2 protein-coding genes are annotated in these 1,807 nt (G+C 66.7%); one reads left to right on the forward strand and one right to left on the reverse strand.

Going from position 1 to position 1,807, the window contains the following annotated elements:
- Positions 1-1,156: indolepyruvate oxidoreductase subunit beta family protein (locus EN935_RS34165; RefSeq protein ID WP_127374133.1), on the forward strand; the 1,156-nt coding region annotated here is incomplete at its 5' end.
- Between the two features lie 33 nt (positions 1,157-1,189).
- On the opposite strand, the gene EN935_RS34170 is transcribed toward EN935_RS34165, so the two are convergent.
- Positions 1,190-1,807: DUF1501 domain-containing protein (locus EN935_RS34170; RefSeq protein ID WP_127374134.1), on the reverse strand; the 618-nt coding region annotated here is incomplete at its 5' end.

Consider the following 1,807-nt stretch of genomic DNA (forward strand, 5'->3'; position numbering starts at 1 on the left):
CAGGGTTCACGCAACGGCGGAGGCCGCATCGAAGCGCTTCATCGCTTTCGACATGGAAAAGATCGCCGCCGACAATGGTTCGATGATCTCGGCCAGCCTGCTCGGCGCGCTGGCGGGGTCCGACGCGCTGCCCTTCACCCGCGAGAGCTACGAACAGGCAATCGGTGCCGGCGGCCGGGGCGTCAAGGCCAGCCTCGCCGCCTTCGGTGCCGCGTTTGACCGCGCGCGCGGTACGGCAGCGCCGGCGTTGAAGCCGGCTGAGCCCGCGATTGTCGAATCTGCCCTGGGCGCCGGACAGGTGAGTGGTCCGCAAAACCTGCTGCAAGGCTGGCAGGCTTTGGCCGCCCGCATCGATCTGTTGCCGGTGGCCGTGCGCGACATGGCGCTCAGGGGCCTGAGAAAGGTCGTCGACTATCAGGACATCGCCTACGGGCGCGAATATCTCGACCGGCTGGACAAGGCCATCGCGCTGGACGGGCCGGACCGCGGCTATGGCCTGTCCATCGCCGCCGCAAAGCACCTAGCCAACGCGCTGTGCTACGACGACATGATCCGCGTCGCCGATCTCAAGACCCGCTCGACGCGCGACAAACGCGTGCGCCGTGAGGTCGGCGTCAAGGACGGCTCGATCCTGCAGGTGACCGAGTATTTCCACCCGCGCATCGAGGAGTTCTGCGGCACGCTGCCGGCGGGCCTTGGCAGCTACATCGAAAACCGGCCGAAGCTCGCCTCCTTTCTCGACCGCCGCATCAACCATGGCCGCCGCATCCGCACCGACAGTTTCGCCGGCTTTGCAGCCCTCTGGTTCATCGGCGGCCTGCGCCGGTGGCGCCGCAGCCTGCTGCGTCACAAGGTCGAGATCGCGCATCTCGACCGCTGGTACGCTCTGGCGCTCGACCATGTGCCTCAGGATTATGCGCTGGCTGTCGAGATCCTCAACTGCCGCCGGCTGATCAAGGGCTACAGCGACACCCATGTCCGGGCGCAATCGAAATTTGACCGGGTGCTGTCCGCGCTCGATCTGCTCAAGGGCCGAGCGGACGCCGCCGACTGGATCCGGCGCCTGCGCGAGATGGCGCTGAAGGACGAGAAGGGCGACATGCTCGACGGCGCGCTGAAGACGGTGGCGACGCTCAACGACAATGCAGTCCGCTGACGGACGTCGTGACGCCCATTGGCTATTCAGCCGTCACGCGACAAGCCCCTGCATTGGCTTCACTGCGGCGGACTCCGGAAACACCTTGTCGCCGAGGGTTCCGGCCGAAAGCCCGAACTGATCGGCAAGCAGCCCTTTCAGCACCGCCCTGACATCGCTGGTCGGCGCTAGGTCGCGTTGTTCGTAAAGCTGAGCTGGCTTCAATCCAGGCCAATCAGCGATGACGCGCCCGCCCTTGATGGCGCCGCCGGCCAACAGCACCACAGTGCCGGTGCCGTGATCGGTGCCGACGGTGCCGTTGATCTGGGCCGTGCGTCCGAACTCGGTGATGACGACGATCGCCGTGTCCTTCCAGCGCTCGCCGAGACCTTTCTCGAATTCTTCGAAGGCGCCGTCGAGACCGCCGAGCAAGGTGGCGAGCCGACCGGTCGCACCGCCTTCATTGACATGCGTGTCCCAGCCATCGAAGGCGAGAGCCGCAACACGCGGCCCGTCGTCGGCCGCCATCAGCTTGGCCGCACCCTGTGCCGCCTGCCGCATGCCGGCGGCACTGTCGGGACCGCCCTTCGGCTTCATCGCCTTGGCGCCCATCTGGTCGTCGAGCGCCATGCGGTCGGCGTCGAGCCCCTTTTGCAGGGCCACCGCGAGAAC

The organism is Mesorhizobium sp. M7D.F.Ca.US.004.03.1.1, from assembly GCF_003998635.1.
GTDB classification, from domain to species: domain Bacteria; phylum Pseudomonadota; class Alphaproteobacteria; order Rhizobiales; family Rhizobiaceae; genus Mesorhizobium; species Mesorhizobium loti.